Source organism: Candidatus Limnocylindrales bacterium (genome assembly GCA_035559535.1).
Classification (GTDB): Bacteria; Moduliflexota; Moduliflexia; order Moduliflexales; family JAUQPW01; genus JAUQPW01.
Window position 1 is genome coordinate 36,098 of record DATMBG010000011.1, and the last position, 16,069, is coordinate 52,166.

Consider the following 16,069-nt stretch of genomic DNA (forward strand, 5'->3'; position numbering starts at 1 on the left):
GTTATCCTTCCTGCTTATATCTTTTCCTTGCCGGTAATGGCAGGAGCGAGGTAATCTGTTTGATCAGGAGTAGAAGTGAAGCGATGGTTTCATCGCGCCACTTCTGGTAATGATAGATCCCTTCCCGTTCTATTCCTTCTTCTGCCATCCCTTCCAACCACTTTCCTCCAGACTCATGGAGACTTCCTCGGCTGGAATGATCATAAGGGGCTTGGGATAAGGGAAATCATAATAGGGGGTCTTTTCTACCACTTCCCCTATGACGACCGGGGTTTGTATCTGATGATCCTCTTTTCTCATGGTTAAAGTTCCAATGGGACCTTCCATGGACATCCCCTCAAAAGCCTCGATAATTTTTTCGGTATCCAGAGAACCTGCTTTTTTGATGGCCTGTAAGAACATCTTGGTTCCAAGATAGGCTTCCATGGCTACAAAAACCGGCCATTTTCCTCCACTGAGTTTGTTAAAATTCTCTTCAAAGGCTTTAGCACTGGGGGTATCTATGCCTGCCAGGTACATGTTGGCCGTGATAGAACCAAGGGCATTCTCCCGAACAATATTCATAACCCCATCATCATCAAAGAAGGTTCCTCCTACCAATATTTTCATTCCAAATTGCCTTCCCTGGATCATCAACTGGGCCAGGTCTGTTCCCCAGTTTCCACTGATAACGTACTCAGCTCCTGAGGCATTAATTTTGCTGATATAAGGACCGAAATCCTTATTAAATATGGGATGGAATTCCTTACCCACAATCTGGGTGTCGGGCGCAAAGGCTTTGATGAATTTCTCATAATAGTCGGCTACATCGTGTCCCCAGGAGTAATCCTGGTTGATGAGGAAGACCTTTTTATAGCCCTTACTGGCAAAATACCTGGCCAGACCCTTTACGTGCATGGCGGCATTGAGACAGGTCCGAAATACATAGGGATTAAAGTTCTCCCCGGTGATACTGACGGCTTCCGCAGCCAAATCCAGATAAATCTTTTTGTACCGGGGCATGGTTTGTGCGATACCGCCTCCTACACTACTGGACGATCCCTGGAGAATGGCAATGGCCTGATCCTCAAGAATGAGTTTTTTCACCTTCTGGACCGCGATATCGTTTTTCATCTGATTGTCCTCCACGACAATTTCAACCTTTCTCCCCAGAAGTCCTCCGGCGTCGTTGACTTCCTTCACAGCCGCTTCAATACCCCAGATAATGCGATCTCCATTGGATTTAAAAGCTCCCGAGCGAATCTCATTGACTCCTAGTATAATCGGAGGTTCTTCAGCCTGAAGATTTATAAACCAGATCAAAATAACCCCTACAGCCAAAGTGAGAGACAATATAAAGATGAGCAGATTTTTTTTCATGGTTATTTAATCCCCTGATCCTTTGCAATCTACGGAATCCTTGAATCTGCAGATTACAGTGGATAGCAGGTTAAAATTTTTACTGGATGGTGACAGGTCCCTATCAAACTGAAACTTAATATATTTAAACCTCCTTCAACCCCGGTCAAAATTCTTTTCTTGAAAGACCTTTAAAAGCTCTCAGACCATGGATGGGTTTTCATTGGGATACTTCCAGATATTTCTTTCGCACCTCCTCTTGTTGACGTAGATCCTCCGGAGTTCCTTCCCATTGGATCGTTCCTTTACTCATGACATAAATTCGACTGGCTAAAGCTAAGGCAATAGCCAGTTTTTGCTCTACCAGAAGGATGGTAGTTCCCGTCTGGTTGATTTCTTGAATGATGTTACGTACGGCTTCTACAATTTTAGGGGCAAGTCCTTCTGTAGGTTCATCGATGAGAATTAATTCAGGGTTTCCCATCAGGGTTCGCGCAATGGTCAGCATCTGTTTTTCACCGCCGGAGAGAACCCCTCCTTTGAGATTTTTCCTTTCTCGAAGGGCCGGAAAATACTCATAGCATTTATCTAAATTCCAGCCTTTTTCAGATTTTTCCCTGGCCGCCGGGCCGGTTTTGATTCCAATCAGGAGATTTTGATGGACGGTTAATTTCGGGAAAATCCAGCGTTCTTCAGGTACAAAACCAATCCCGGCCCGGGCTATTTGAAAAGGTTTTAGACCGGCTATCTCTTTTCCTTTGAAGAGGATAGAACCGCTACGGGGTGGGGTCAAACCCATGATGGTTTTCAGGGTGGTTGTCTTTCCAACCCCATTTCGACCCAGTAACGCCACAATCTCTCCACCGTAGACTTTAAGCGAAACATCGTGCAAGATATGACTTTTATCGTAGTAGGTATTAACCGATTTTAATTCCAGCATAGACGAAGTACCGGCTTTCCTCTCTCCCCATTGACGGCTTTCCGGAGCAGGTTTTTTGGACCTGACCCCTCTAACTTCCCTTCTCTGGGAGAGTTAGGATCCAGACCATCCTCAAGGCCCCCTTCCCGAGTCGGAAAGGGGATTAAGGGGCCTAGGCACTAGGATAAGAAGGTTAGCCCCGGCGGGGCGACCTGTTTAACCAGCCGCTTCTCCGGAGCTTGAAAAAAATTTCTGAATAACTGAATCCCCTAAAACCCTCCTGTCAACGGGGGAAATGGAAGAGGGGAAGGAGGGGCAGTTGGGTTGTTTTTAAACTCCGGAAGTTTGGCAGGTTCCTCAATTTACATGTTCTCCCAAATAGGCATCTTTGACCGACGGATTCCCCCTTATTTCTCCGGGTTTTCCGGTTGCCAGGACTTTTCCATAATGGATCACGGTAATTACATCCGCCAGAGTAAAGACGACTTCCATATCATGTTCAATAATCATCAGGGTTTTTCCTCGGGTTAATTGATCAATAAGCTTAACCACTTCCCGGGTTTCGGCGATGGACATACCGGCCGTAGGTTCATCCAGCATAATCAGTGCGGGATCTGTGGCCAGGGTAATCCCGATTTCCAGGGCCCGCTGTTCTCCATATGCAAGTTCTCCGGCCGGTTGATCCTTTTTGTCCAGGAGATTTATTTTTTGGAGGATAAAGTAGGTTTCTTCGGTGATATTTTTCATCCGGTCTACCCGGGAAATAAGATTAAACCGAATATGATTTTTTGAAAGAACTGCCGCCCGCACATTTTCAAAAACGGTCAATCCAGGAAAAATATTGGTAATTTGAAAGGACCGGGAGATTCCCATCCGGTTAATCTTATGGGGAGGCCATCCCGTGATCTCCTGGCCATTGAAGTAGATATGCCCTCTGGAAGGTTTATACCGCCCCGTTAAAAGGTTAAAAAAGGTCGTCTTTCCGGCTCCATTAGGACCGATGATGGCATGTCGTTCACCCTTTTTTACAGATAAATCGATTCCTTCAATAACTTTGATTCCACTAAAATCTTTATAAAGTCCCCTTATTTCCAATAAGACCTCGTTTTCCATTCAATGTGTTCCTCAACTTATAGAATCCCTTATTTTCAGTTATGGAGCAATCCCAAGAGTTTTGGGATATCTCTGCTTCTAAGCCCTTTGTACTTCGCCTGTTTTATCCAGTATTTTCGTCAGGGACTCTGCAAGTCCAGAAAGTCCCCGGGGGGCATAAAGAACCAGCAGGATAAAGATAGCTCCCTGGATTACGGCCCACCTTTCGGTAAGGGTGCTGAGAAGATCGTTGATGTAAATCAGAAAACAGGCTCCCAGGATAGGACCGACGAACGTTCCTCCTCCTCCAATAAAGGTCATCATCAGGACCTCGGCAGATTTATCTAAGTTAATAAACGAAGTAGACACAAATTCCTGAAAGGATGAAGCTAAAGCTCCTGCAATTCCGGCGAAAAACGTCGAGATAACATAAATGATCAACCTGGAAAGGTAGGTATTATAACCGATAAACCCGGCACGTTCTTCATTCTCTCGCATACAGAGGTTTAGACGGCCTAGAGGGGTCTTGGTGAAGTACCAGCACCCGAAGATAGAGAGGAGTACCGTAATCAGAACAAAGTAGTACCAGTGGACCGTGCTGAACATTTCCACCTCTCCAATTCCCGGGATATACATATCGGGTCGACTGGCCGTCAAACCATCTTCTCCGCCGGTGACCGATCGCCATTTTTCGGCTACAGCGTAGATAAACTGATTAAAAGCCAGGGTCAGAAGGCCAAAGGAAACCCCTCCGAGTCGAACTACGAAAATCCCGAACACGAGTCCCAGAAGCCCTCCAAGCATACCACCGGATAAAATACCTCCTATAAGGGGCATCTTAACGTGTTTAAAGAGAAAAAGTGTGGCGTAGGCCCCCATCCCGAAATAAGCCGCGTGGCCGAATGAAAGTAACCCGGCCTGCCCAAACAGAATATTGTAGCTTACGGCAAACAGGGCATAGATGGCCATTCTGATAATCAGATTGAGTTTATATTCTGAAATGAGAGTCGGCATGAAAACAAGAATAACCAGAACGATCAAAACACTGAGTTGGTAGAGGATTTTTCTGTTCATTATCCTTTCTCTCCCAATAATCCTTCGGGTTTGATGATCAAAATCACGGCCATCAACAAGAATTCAAAGACAATGGCCAGTTCTGGAATGAATAAAACTCCCAAGGATTGAAGCTCTCCGACCAAAAACGAGGCCAGTAGGGCACCTTGAATGGAGCCGAGACCTCCTGCAACGATAACGACAAACAGATCTACAATAATGGTGGCAGCCATACCTGGGTGGGTGATCAGGTAAGGACCTCCGATAACTCCGGCCAAACCGGCCAGGGCTGCACCGACACCGAAAAGAACTGTAAAGACTAGGGGAACATTGATCCCCAGGGCATTAACCATATCCCTGTTAGATACGGCAGCCAGAACGATAATTCCTGCTCGGGTTTTAAAGAGAATCATAAACAGGATGGCAAAAACGACCAGCGAGGTTGCCAGAATAAAGAGACGGTAAGTCGGGTAGGAGATACCCAGAAAATGGACGGAGCCGGATAAGATGGCCGGAATTTCTACAAACAACGGCTCATTTCCCCAGATCCACTTAACCAGTTCTTCAATGATAAAAGCAACTCCGAAGGTAAGCAGCAATTGATGGGCATGGCCGTAGGTATGGATTTTTCTAAGCAGGAACCTTTCGATTAAGATTCCAATACCCCCTACCAGGATCGGAGCCAGGAGTAGACTGAGCCAGAAATTTCCGGTTGCTTGAAGGATTGTAAACGAAAAATAGGCTCCCAACATGTAGAGAGTTCCATGGGCAAAATTAAGTACGCCCATCATTCCAAAGATTAAGGTGAGTCCGGAGGCAACCAGAAATAAAAGCATTCCATAGACCAGGCCATGGAGTAGTTGAACCGGTAAGGCAGAAAGTATTTCCATAGGGTTATTCCCCAAGATAAGCGGCGACCACGCCTGGATCGTGGACCACTTCTTTGGGAGTTCCTTCAGCTATCTTTTCTCCATGGTGGAGAACCACCACCCGATCTGAAAGTTCCATAATAGCCTTCATGATATGTTCGATCAGGCAAATGGTAATTCCTCTCTCCCGGATTTGTCGGATCAGGAACATGGTGGAAGAGATTTCCGATGGTGTAAGACCGGCCATGACTTCATCCAGTAACAGAAGTTGTGGATGAGTACCTAAGGCCCTGGCAATTTCCAGACGTTTTCGTTCCATTATGGTTAGATTCCTGGCTAAAGTATGGGCTTTGTGGGAAAGCCCAAGAAAGTCCAGAAGTTCTAAGGCTTCCTGTTCCGCATCCTTTTTTCTTCCCCCTCCTGTTTTTTCCTCTTTTCCTTCTGCTCCATACCGGGTGGACCGCTTAGCCTGTCCAAAGTAGATCCCAACCAAAACATTTTGAAGAGCCGTCAGCGAAGGAAAAGGTCTAACCAGTTGATAGGTTCGGCTAATTCCCAGGTGGCAAATCTGATGGGGTTTGAGTCCGGATATAGGGATTTCCCTAAACAGGATTGTTCCCGAGCTCGGAGTGTAGACGCCGGTAATTACATTAAAGAGCGTGGTCTTTCCGGCTCCATTGGGGCCGATCAAGCCTAAAATCTCTCCAGGCTTAATGAAGAAATCGACTTTATTTAAAGCGACCAGTCCTCCAAACCGTTTGGTAATCTGGTGGCCTTCCAATAAGTACACTTCTTTAACGCAAAGGGCAGGAAGCTCCCCCTAAAGGGTAAGGGACAAGAAGCCAGGAGTAAAAAGCAAGGAATTTACTTTCTGGGCCTTGCTTCCTGCTTCTTGCTTCTTGTTTCCTGTTTCTGTTATTTTCCTTGAAATTGCGCTTTTCGTTTCTCCACAAAGGCCGTAATGCCCTCTTTGAAATCCATTGTTTTTCCGGCCATGGCAATAAATTGAGCTTCATTTTCCATCTGAGTTTCTAAAGAAGCATGCTCACTGAGGTAGAGAAGGCGCTTGGTGTGTCCTAAAGCCCAGGTAGGGCCTTGAGCCAGTTGTCCGGCCAGAGTCTCCACGGCGGCTTTAAAGTCTGATTCAGAGACCACCTGATTGATAAGTCCCCACTCGAGGGCTTCTTTGGCCGTTAGCACACGATTGGTATACACCAATTCCATGGCCCGTTTCAATCCCACCAGTCTGGGAAGAAAATAAGTAGAACTCCCATCCGGGGTAGCCGCAATGCCGGTATAGGCCATGGTAAACCTGGCCGTTTCAACGGCAACAGCCATGTCACAAGCCATAGCCAGGCTCATCCCGGCACCCGCTGCAACCCCGTTGACCGCTGCAATCACAGGTTTTGGCATCCGGGTAATCTCGGAAAGAGCCGTATGAAAATAGAGAATAAGTTGTTTAAGAAAAATGGAAATAGAATCCAGATTATCTTTAAAACTCTTCACATCTCCACCGGCACAAAATGCTTTTCCGGCCCCCGTAATAACTACCGTCCGGATACCTGGATCTTCGCCACAGTGTAAGATAGCCTCCAGAAATTCCTTTCCTAAAGTATTATTTAAGGCATTATAACTTTCCGGCCGATTGAGAGTAATGGTTGCAACCGGTCCTTTCTTGTCCAGAATCAAGGTTTCATAGTTCATAGCAGTCACTCCTCCCTATGGAGGTTGATATATCTCACAAGTTAAATCCGGTCAATAATTTTTAATAATTTTTATATTGAGAGAACGTTCGAATCCCTGTGGAAATTTAGCAAGCCTTTTTAACTCAGTATCTTAGCAAAAAATCAATAAATCTCTTTAAAAAAACCTTGGATTTCTTATAGACCGGATTTTTTCTCAGTTTCTCCAGCCGGTTTCCCTGTGACTGGTAAGCCGTTATCCCGTTAAAAACGATAACATTACTTGGTAAAGTAAATTTTGTGCCCCTCTCCGCCTTCACCCCCGGCCTCCATATGCGCCAGGATAAGCAGAGAAGAACACCTCCTTAGCCCCCCTCCAGGGGGGACTTAAAGGGGAATGGCTCCTGACCGAAGTCCCCCCTGGAGGGGGGCTAAGGAGGTGTTTCTTTTTCCACCTACTAAATGGATACGGATACTTAAAATTTTCGCCGGGGTATCCGAGGATTTCTTATTTGGGAGTCAGGATTGTGGAAAAGTTCTTTTAACCGTGCCAATGGGATCTTCGAGGAGGGGAATAGGGATAAATATCGTCGAACGAGAGCGGGCCACCTGAGCTATCGACTGAAAACGATCTTGAGCTTTCTGTCGTCTGCGATCCGTGTCACCTTCTTTTCGTAAATCATCCTGGTGGAATACCCGGGTGTCTGGGTCTATAAAGGTTACCCCATAGCTTTGAGGGGAAAATCCCTTCCATTCATCCAATCCACAGAGAATGGCACGGATATTTCTCTTAGGCATATTCAGGCGTCTTAAAGACTCCATTTCTCGATCCCACGGTGTGGTAAAGTCAGAAATTCCAATCACCAACGTATCTCGGAGCCGGAAAGGGGCCAGAAGACCGAACATATCTAAATTCTTCTTGGGTGGAAAAGCACGTACCCGTTGTTGAGACAAAGCCCGAAGAAACATCTTAAAGTGTTCCTCCGACATATTCCACCCTGAATCGTAGGACCATTTTGGATGAAAACAGATGAGGCGAAAAGGATCCTGGTTTTCAAAAGCGGAGAGCGCAAACAGCCAGAGGAGTTCTGTGGCGTATTCCTGCTTTCGGATCGGAGCCGCCATAGAGGGTCTGGTATCCAAAATGCAAATCACACGGATGGTTTTTTCCGCATAATAGGTCCGCACCCAGGGCTCAAGATCCGGCATATTCGAGATCCTCTCGGATACAGAATCATCAATATGGAGGGGATTATCAGAACTTCTATAGGGGCGAAATCCCTTAAAATCCAATCCTTTTCCACTTATAAGGCTATTATGCACACCGGTATATACCGAAGTCATAACCTTTCGAATTTTAAGTGGAAGGCGTCCGACAGGTTTTACAACGGGTATAGAGAGGGTCATACCTACCAGGCCTCCTCAATCAGAGTTTGCAAAATGATATCCGCTGTAATGCTGGAGTTGATTTTATCAAACCGGGCCAGTGTTTTCTTAAGAATTTTTCGCAAAGGCTCAGGCAGGTCCTCGGGATCTGTTTTCATCAATTCCTCAGAGAAAAATTCAAGCACGGAGGGCGCAAAAACTATGCGATGCCTAAAGACCGGTAGCAGAACTTCCTTTACGTCTTCCGGCAAAACATAGTTTCGATAGTGTCTAAAGGCGTGGACCTTTGCCGCCCCTTCCCAATGGGTTGCCCCTCGGGCGGAAATTCCACATAGGATAATAGGAGCTTGAAATTTTTCATGGAACCACCGAAGGTAATTAACCGGGTTATGGGAAATGGTAATAAATCGACCCATGGCCTGACGGATCAACTTACTGACATAAACGTTTTGATGGATGAACCTGCGAATCTCGTCGACCAGTTTTACATCGCATACCTGCTTGAGCTCAAAATCTACAAAACTACTGGTTCGTTCTAAAATCTCTGCATATTCCTCCGCTGTAAAGGGCCTGCCAATAATCTTAAACATGGTTCGATCCAAAAGCGGCGGGGGAATTCGATAGGTCCCTTCGGCTTCAATCCAGTTCATGGTCATAATGGCAAAGGGCCTGGTGGAATAGGTCACACCCCGGGAAGTAACTTTCCCTTCACCCAACAATTCCAAAAGAGCTCCACCCAAAAAACTAGGAGTATTTCGGTTTATTTCATCCAGAAGCAGGAAATCTGCAAAAGCGGCCCCGGGGACAAACCGGAAATAGCGCTTGTCGTTTTCATCCACATCCACCACCCAGCCTCCGATTAAATCTGCCGGTACGTTGTCGTTGGCACCCTGAAACCGTTCCCACTTGCCTCCAAGCACCTTCGAGGGGATGGTAGCCAGCAGGGTTTTTCCCTTACCTGGGTCATCCTCGTACAGCACATGACCGCGTCCCAAATGACCCAGATCCCGATCTCCCACGGCAAAAAGCCCCAGGGTGGTATACTTGATCAGGTCATCCTGGGCTACAAGGACACGTCTAAAGGAAGATTCCACAGGCCATATAACTTTAGAAACGTACCAAAACTGTTTTTCCGAGCAGGGAAGCTTACCCTGTTTTATACCTTCTTCCAGGTAAGGATCAGGACCAAAGTCAGGATCAAAATCTACCTCATAATCTAAATCTATAAGCTTAGACCTATCGAAATTTGGATCCAGGTATTCATAACTATCTCGAAGACTCATCGTCGACCTCTCTTCAGATTAGATTTAAAGATTTAATGTAATAAGCTATACAGGTGCTTTATTTTTTTAAGAATTACAGATATTTTTATATCTTTTTATCAAGGGTGTCAATAAAATAAGAAAAGAATGAGGGTTCGGTAAAATAATCCATAAATTGAACCCACAGGTTATTTAGCTATTGACTTCCTGTCTGGTTGATGCTTTAAATATTTTTCTATGATGACAGAAACTTCTTATAAAACGATGACCTTACCAAAGGAAAAAACAAGGTTTTTGGATACCTTCCATCTCCTTTTTCTGGGAATCCTCGGGTTTGCTTTGTTTCTGAGGTTATTCCAGTTGGGTGAAAAACCCTATCACCATGATGAAAGTCTCTATGCCACCTATTCCTGGAACCTTTATACAGGTAGGGGATACCAATACTTTCCTATGCTGCATGGGCCTTTTCTGTTTCATATCAATACCCTGTTCTTTTTCCTGTTTGGGGTCAGTAATTTTACCGCCCGGTTATCGGTAGCCCTTTTTGGAACGGCCCTGGTTGGACTGACTTATTATTTAAAGGAACAGCTTGGGGAAAAGGGGGTTCTGGCTGCCGCAACGTTTCTGGCCCTGTCTCCTATTAATCTTTATTTTAGCAGATTTTTAGCCCATGACAGCTACGTGGCTGTATTCACCCTGCTTCCGGTTATTTTTTTTATTAAATACCTTAAAGATCTGAATAACAGATCTTATCTGTATGGTCTTGCGATCTCTCTGGCCTTCCTGTTTACCATTAAATTGACGGCCTATATTCATACCTTTATTTTTGTCACGTTTGGCGTGGTCTATGAGTTTGTAATTCGTCGCCGGCAGTTCGTTGTAAAAAATAAGAAGGACCTTTCCTCAGGCAAGGGGAAGAAATCCCGAACCCCGAATGATGGTCAGTTGTTTACGGCTGACAGGTCTTTTCTAAGAGAAGCTCAAAACTTTCTACGGGAGCACAAATTCCCCCTCCTCCTTGCATCCTTCATGTTTATAGGTATATACATTACGCTCTATACCACCTTCTTCACCAACCCCAGGGGAGTCTGGGATAGTATTTTTACCACCTTTCAATATTGGATCGAACAGAATCGAATTCAACGAATCCGGGGGGCCTTTACGTATTATCTCCCGTTTTTAGTCCTCTATGAACTCCCGGTAATTCTGGTTGTTGGATTAGGACTTTTCACCAAACTTTCTAAAACAGCGTATACCCGAGAGATTTTTATCGGGGCAACCCTGACAACTGGAGTCCTGATGTATACTTTCTGGAATAGTCTTCTTCCCAAGGAGTTGAGTCTTTTCGGGCAGGTTTTTCAGGTAAATCATCTGACCCATATGGATACCTTCGCAGATGTTGTTTATGCCCTTTATTTGATTTTTCTAGGGGGGTGGGGAGTCTTTCATTTCCTTGGCCAAAAGGAGGTTTTCACTGCCTTTCTTCTTTACTGGTCCGTTATGGCCCTTTTGATTTACTCCTATGCCGGGGAGAAAATACCCTGGTTATCCGTTCACGTAGCTCTTCCCCTTATACTTTTAGCCGGAAAGTTTATGGGAGAATTTTTAAACTCTCCTTTCTTTCAACGTCATTTAAAGTATTTTCTGATTTGTATACTCCTTGCTCTGGCCTTTACCCTGCACACCACCATCCATGCGAATTTTTATTACAACGCCAATCCTATAGAACGCCTGGTTTATACCCATACCTCACCGGAAGTGGTGAAAATGGTTGATAAAATCGAAGAGGTAAGCTTCAAATTCGGTAAAGGAAAGGATACCCCTTTAGCCGTTCAAGGGATTGCCGTCTGGCCCCTGAGTTGGTATTTGCGGGAATATCGAAACTGGTACTATCCGGGGGATATCAAGACGGCTCTGGATCGGCCTGTTATTATTATAGATTGGGTTTCCCGCGAACAGTACAAGGAGTTACTTCAAGACTATTTTGAAATCCACGTGAAACTAAGGGAGTGGTGGATTCCAGGTGAGAATCCTACCTGGCGGCAATTATGGAACTATTTCCTTTTTCGAGAGGTTTATAATCCTACCGGTTCAGAAGACATTGCGTTTTATGTGAAAAAAGAATTTATGTGAATCTACACCCGGGAGTTAGAATTCAGAAGTCCTGGGGCATCCGACTCCTGGTTTCTGACTCCTGTAAAAATATGGGAAAACTCGACGGGAAAGTAGCCATTGTAACCGGAGCAGCCGGTGGAATCGGTCAGGCTATCTGTCAGACTTTAGCCCGGGAAGGGGCTGCTGTGGTAGCTTCAGACATTGACCTTCCCAGATGTCAGAAACTGGTTCAAGAAATAGAGAAATCAGGTGGACAGGCTATGGCGATTCAGACCGATGTAACGAACAAAACCGATATAAGGGGCATGGTAGACACCGTTATGCAAAAATGGGGTCGGATCGATATTTTGGTGAATAATGCCGGCATTATTTCCTTTGGACCGGTTGCTGAATTGGCTGAGGAAGAGTGGGACCGGGTACTTCGGATCAATTTGAAGAGCGTGTTTCTCTGCTCTCAAGCGGTGATGGGTGCCATGAAAAAGCAAAAGAGCGGTAAAATTGTCAACATGGGTTCTCTGGCCGGAAAAGTCGGAGGAATAGTCGTTTCATCGGCCTATGCCGCCTCAAAGGCAGGGGTCATGTGCCTGACCCTCTCCCTAGCCAAGGAACTGGCTCCCTTCAATATTAACGTAAATGCCCTAGCTCCCGGCCCGGTCGATACCGATATGACCCGAGCTTTCCCCCCAGGCGCACTGGATCAAACCATCAATCAGACACCGCTTAAACGGCAGGCAACCCCCCAAGATATTGCCAATGTAGTTCTTTTTCTTGTGACGGAAGATTCACGACATATTACCGGAGAGGTCATCGATGTAAACGGTGGGATCTTGATGGATATTTAGGATCGAGGGTCAGGGTCCGGATTGGGGTTTAAGGGTTTTTAACAACTCCTCTATATTTCCGAGAACAAGAGTTTCGAGCCTTGGAATATGGATAACCACGGGTTGAGGGGGAATAGCCAGGGCTGCAGTTCCCAAGGCAGTAACATCAACTCCTTTTTCTTTTAGTAAGCCAACAGCCGGGTTATTGGTCCCCTCCAACAAGGCTGCCAACATATGTTGGGTCAGGATGGCCGAAGCGTTTGCCGCCAGTTCGTTGGCCCGAGCAAAAACGGCTTTACTGGCGGGTGAACGACTTATCGTCCTTCGATCCTGAACCGAAAAGCTGCCTTTTCCAATCCGGGTACGCAGTTCACGACGGAAGGGGATCGGATCTATGTTAAACCGGGCGAATAATTCAGCAAGTATTGTCCACTCCCTGTGTAACTCCGCCGCTATCGGATCCGGTAGTTGTAATTGCGTGAACATCTTATCCAGGCTGCATAACCCCATAAAGAGATGGGCCGGGGCAATGAGAGCGTGATGGCCATACAAAGCCTCAGCCGCAGCAATTTGCCAGGTAAAATACAAACCGATAGAAATGTCCGGCATAGGTCCTCTCGTAATCTATAAATTTTGAGAACTACAGGATTACGTTTTATCCAGGATGCGTAATTCGCCGAATTTACCCATCCTTAAGAAAGACAAAGTTCTTCATTCAACCCCAACCTTATCCGAAAACTTCTGTAATGTCTATACTAAAATACGTTCTTTTTAAAAGCAACTTGATTTTTGATCATCCGGTCGCTTGACAAGAGTTAACCGAAACAATAGGTTAATCAAGAAGGTATCTTTTACAACTTGTCAAGTTTTTTCGTTGATATTCCTTTAACCCTCGACAGATAACGAACAATTCAAGATGAGCCTATCTACCTCTAAAATACAAAACTTATTGGGAGTTTTCTTCACTTCACTGGCCATTTTAATGCTGGAACTGGCACTCACCCGGATCTTTTCCGTAACCATGTGGTATCATTTTGCCTTCATGTCTATCTCCATAGCCATGTTTGGACTGGGGTTAAGTGGCATCTATATTTACCTTTTTCCCCACCAGTTTAAACCCCATAACGCAGAGAAACATCTTGTACTTTTCTCCCTATTTTTTTCCCTTTCCATATTTGTTTCTCTTATCGTGCAGTTACAAATCCCCTTTACTCCCGAACTTTCTCTGGAAGGGTTTATAACGGTGGGAGCCACGTATCTGGTTACCTCCATTCCTTTCTTCCTGGGAGGACTTACCCTTTCTCTGGCGTTATTCCACTATCGTCACCTGGTAAGTATCCTCTATTTTTCCGATCTCCTGGGAGCCGGTATCGGTTGTATCCTTTTGATTCCTACCCTTAATCTACTGGGCGGGCCCAACGCCGTCCTGGCCATTGCCATTCTGGCCATGGTAGGAACGCTTTTTTTTAATTCGGCCTTAAGAAATAAAGAACGGTGGACAAGGGAAGATGAGCAAAAATCGGCAGAAGTAGGCGGCCCGGTATCCCTGCGGTCTATGCCTTCTTATCCATTATCTACGGTTCTCTCAAGCTCCAGACTCTTTACTTTCTCCGGTCTTTTGCTCGCCCTCTTGATAACTACCCTCCTGGCCAACCTTCAAAATGACTTTGTAAGGGTCCGTTTTTCTAAAGGGACAACCCTTCAGGAAGAAGGATTTTTATACAAAAAATGGAATGCTTTCTCCCTGATCTCGGTCACCAGGGAGTATGATGAAGGGCCCTTTGGATGGGGTTTGAGCGAGAAAGCCTACGAAGGGAACGATCCCGAAGAGTTGATGATGTATATCGATGAAGCGGCCGGAACACCTATCACGCGGTTTGATGGGGATTTAGAAAAAGTAAACTACCTAAAATACGATGTAACGGCCCTGGCCCATTATCTTAAAAAAGATGCTGATATTTTGATCATAGGACCCGGCGGCGGACGGGACATTTTGACTGCTCTGGTCTTCAGACAAAAAAAAATTACCGGAGTTGAAGTGAATCCCGTGATCATTCAGACTGTTAATGAAGTATTTGGGGATTTTACCCATCACCTGTATGACTATCCCGGAGTCAACATTGTCATGGACGAAGGGCGGAGCTACATTGCCCGAACCAACGAACTTTACGATATTATCCAGGCTTCTCTGATCGATACCTGGGCGGCCACCACGGCCGGGGCCTTTATCTTAACAGAAAACAACTTATATACCCAGGAGGCTTTTTTAAACTACTTCCACCATCTTAAAGAAGACGGCATTTTAACCATGTCCCGGTGGTTTTTTGAAGGTCTTCCTGCCGAAAGTCTCCGACTTTCAGCTCTCGGACTCGAGGCCTGGCAGAAGGCCGGAGTCCAACATCCCGAACAACATATGATTATCATCAAAAAAACAACCTGGAAAGCCTTCGGCCCCAACGGAGTTGCAACCCTTTTGATGAAGAAGCAGCCTTTCACCACCGAGGAAATCCAAACCCTCCTGGAAGTAAGCCGGCAACTCGGATTCGAGGTCATTTATACACCGGGGTCTCCCCAGGACCCCTACTTTGCCCAACTGACCGGCTCAGCCGATCGATCTGCTTTTTACGAAAATTTCCTTCTGGATATCTCCCCACCGACCGATAATAAACCCTTCTTCTTTCACATGATGCGTTTCAGTGACTTTTTCAATAAAAACATCCCTCCTGAAATCATAAACATGAATTTTCGGGCCGTTTCTGTACTCGGAATCCTCTTTCTCGTGGTTACAAGCCTGGTCATTGTTTTTATTCTGGGACCCTTATGGATTTTTAGCAGGGATGGAATTTCGGCCCATTCGTATGCCCAAACGCCGGAAACCATTTCCTTCCTGGTCTACTTCTCCTGCCTGGGCCTGGGATTTATATTGGTAGAAATCCCTTTGATCCAGAGATTTATTCTTTTTTTAGGCCATCCTATTTACGCCCTTTCGGTTATTCTTTTCTCTCTTCTCCTGTTCAGTGGAGTAGGCAGTTATCTTACCACGTTTATTCCTCCCACCCAGACGAAAAAATATCTCTTGAAGATCCTGCCGATACTGGGTCTTCTTCTGGTCTTCTATATTTTTTATCTTCCCCATTTGATCAATGCCCTTCTGGCCATTAAGACCGGTTATAAAATTCTCTTGACCGTTCTGCTTTTATTACCTCTGGGACTGCTCATGGGAATGCCCCTTCCCTTAGGGATCAAGCTGGTAGATACCTATGCCAGTACCTTAATTCCATGGGTCTGGGGAGTTAATGGGGCCACTTCGGTCTTAGCCTCGGTTTTGGCTATGGTATTGGCCATTACCCTGGGGTTTTCTGCAGCTTTAATCGGTGGTCAGATTGCTTATTTAACCGCCATCATTCCCATATATTTTTTATCTGCAAAGAACGATACATAATACCCTTTCTACGTTGAAACCTCGCATACCTCACCCCCATCCCCCCCCCTCTAACCCCCCAGTTTCCCCTCTCCGTAGGGGCGGGAGGCC

At 45.6% G+C, this 16,069-nt stretch carries 14 protein-coding genes; 3 read left to right on the plus strand and 11 right to left on the minus strand.

The window, feature by feature from the left end; genetic code table 11:
* Position 1: 1 nt before the first annotated feature.
* The 10 genes from VNM22_02930 to VNM22_02975 all read right to left on the minus strand — a co-directional run bounded on the left by VNM22_02930 (position 2) and on the right by VNM22_02975 (position 9,622).
* On the minus strand, positions 2–148 hold the full coding sequence (locus tag VNM22_02930; protein HWP46094.1) for a hypothetical protein: 147 nt from the start codon (positions 146–148) through the stop codon (positions 2–4).
* Positions 130–1,359 (minus strand): ABC transporter substrate-binding protein, encoded by a 1,230-nt coding sequence (locus VNM22_02935; GenBank protein HWP46095.1) that lies wholly within the window; start codon positions 1,357–1,359, stop codon positions 130–132. Before VNM22_02935 ends, VNM22_02930 begins: the two co-directional genes overlap by 19 nt.
* A gap of 199 nt (positions 1,360–1,558) precedes the next feature.
* Positions 1,559–2,278, minus strand: coding sequence for an ABC transporter ATP-binding protein (locus VNM22_02940; GenBank protein HWP46096.1), 720 nt, complete (start codon positions 2,276–2,278; stop codon positions 1,559–1,561).
* A 336-nt stretch (positions 2,279–2,614) separates the two neighbouring features.
* Positions 2,615–3,370: an ABC transporter ATP-binding protein gene (locus VNM22_02945; protein ID HWP46097.1), complete on the minus strand. Its 756-nt coding sequence runs from the start codon at positions 3,368–3,370 to the stop codon at positions 2,615–2,617.
* Positions 3,371–3,448: 78 nt separating this feature from the next.
* Positions 3,449–4,423, minus strand: coding sequence for a branched-chain amino acid ABC transporter permease (locus tag VNM22_02950; protein HWP46098.1), 975 nt, complete (start codon positions 4,421–4,423; stop codon positions 3,449–3,451).
* On the minus strand, positions 4,423–5,292 hold the full coding sequence (locus VNM22_02955) for a branched-chain amino acid ABC transporter permease (GenBank protein HWP46099.1): 870 nt from the start codon (positions 5,290–5,292) through the stop codon (positions 4,423–4,425). The genes VNM22_02950 and VNM22_02955 overlap by 1 nt, the downstream gene beginning before the upstream one ends.
* Positions 5,293–5,296: 4 nt before the next feature.
* Positions 5,297–6,052, minus strand: coding sequence for an ABC transporter ATP-binding protein (locus VNM22_02960; protein HWP46100.1), 756 nt, complete (start codon positions 6,050–6,052; stop codon positions 5,297–5,299).
* Positions 6,053–6,186: 134 nt separating this feature from the next.
* Complete coding sequence (locus VNM22_02965) at positions 6,187–6,975, minus strand: enoyl-CoA hydratase-related protein (protein HWP46101.1); 789 nt, start codon at positions 6,973–6,975, stop codon at positions 6,187–6,189.
* 497 nt (positions 6,976–7,472) lie between these two features.
* Entirely contained in the window at positions 7,473–8,360 is an 888-nt protein-coding gene (locus tag VNM22_02970; GenBank protein HWP46102.1) for a DUF58 domain-containing protein, read from the minus strand.
* A 2-nt stretch (positions 8,361–8,362) separates the two neighbouring features.
* Positions 8,363–9,622 (minus strand): MoxR family ATPase, encoded by a 1,260-nt coding sequence (locus VNM22_02975; protein ID HWP46103.1) that lies wholly within the window; start codon positions 9,620–9,622, stop codon positions 8,363–8,365.
* 216 nt (positions 9,623–9,838) lie between these two features.
* Between VNM22_02975 and VNM22_02980 the strand changes: the two genes are divergently transcribed.
* Positions 9,839–11,734, plus strand: coding sequence for a flippase activity-associated protein Agl23 (locus tag VNM22_02980; GenBank protein HWP46104.1), 1,896 nt, complete (start codon positions 9,839–9,841; stop codon positions 11,732–11,734).
* Positions 11,731–12,558 carry a 3-oxoacyl-ACP reductase family protein gene (locus VNM22_02985; GenBank protein HWP46105.1) on the plus strand — a complete coding sequence of 276 codons (828 nt, stop codon included), beginning with the start codon at positions 11,731–11,733 and terminating at the stop codon, positions 12,556–12,558. Before VNM22_02980 ends, VNM22_02985 begins: the two co-directional genes overlap by 4 nt.
* A gap of 9 nt (positions 12,559–12,567) precedes the next feature.
* On the opposite strand, the gene VNM22_02990 is transcribed toward VNM22_02985, so the two are convergent.
* Entirely contained in the window at positions 12,568–13,146 is a 579-nt protein-coding gene (locus VNM22_02990; GenBank protein HWP46106.1) for a Clp protease N-terminal domain-containing protein, read from the minus strand.
* Between the two features lie 307 nt (positions 13,147–13,453).
* On the opposite strand from VNM22_02990, the gene VNM22_02995 reads away from it, so the two are divergent.
* Complete coding sequence (locus tag VNM22_02995) at positions 13,454–15,979, plus strand: hypothetical protein (protein HWP46107.1); 2,526 nt, start codon at positions 13,454–13,456, stop codon at positions 15,977–15,979.
* Positions 15,980–16,069 lie beyond the last annotated feature (90 nt).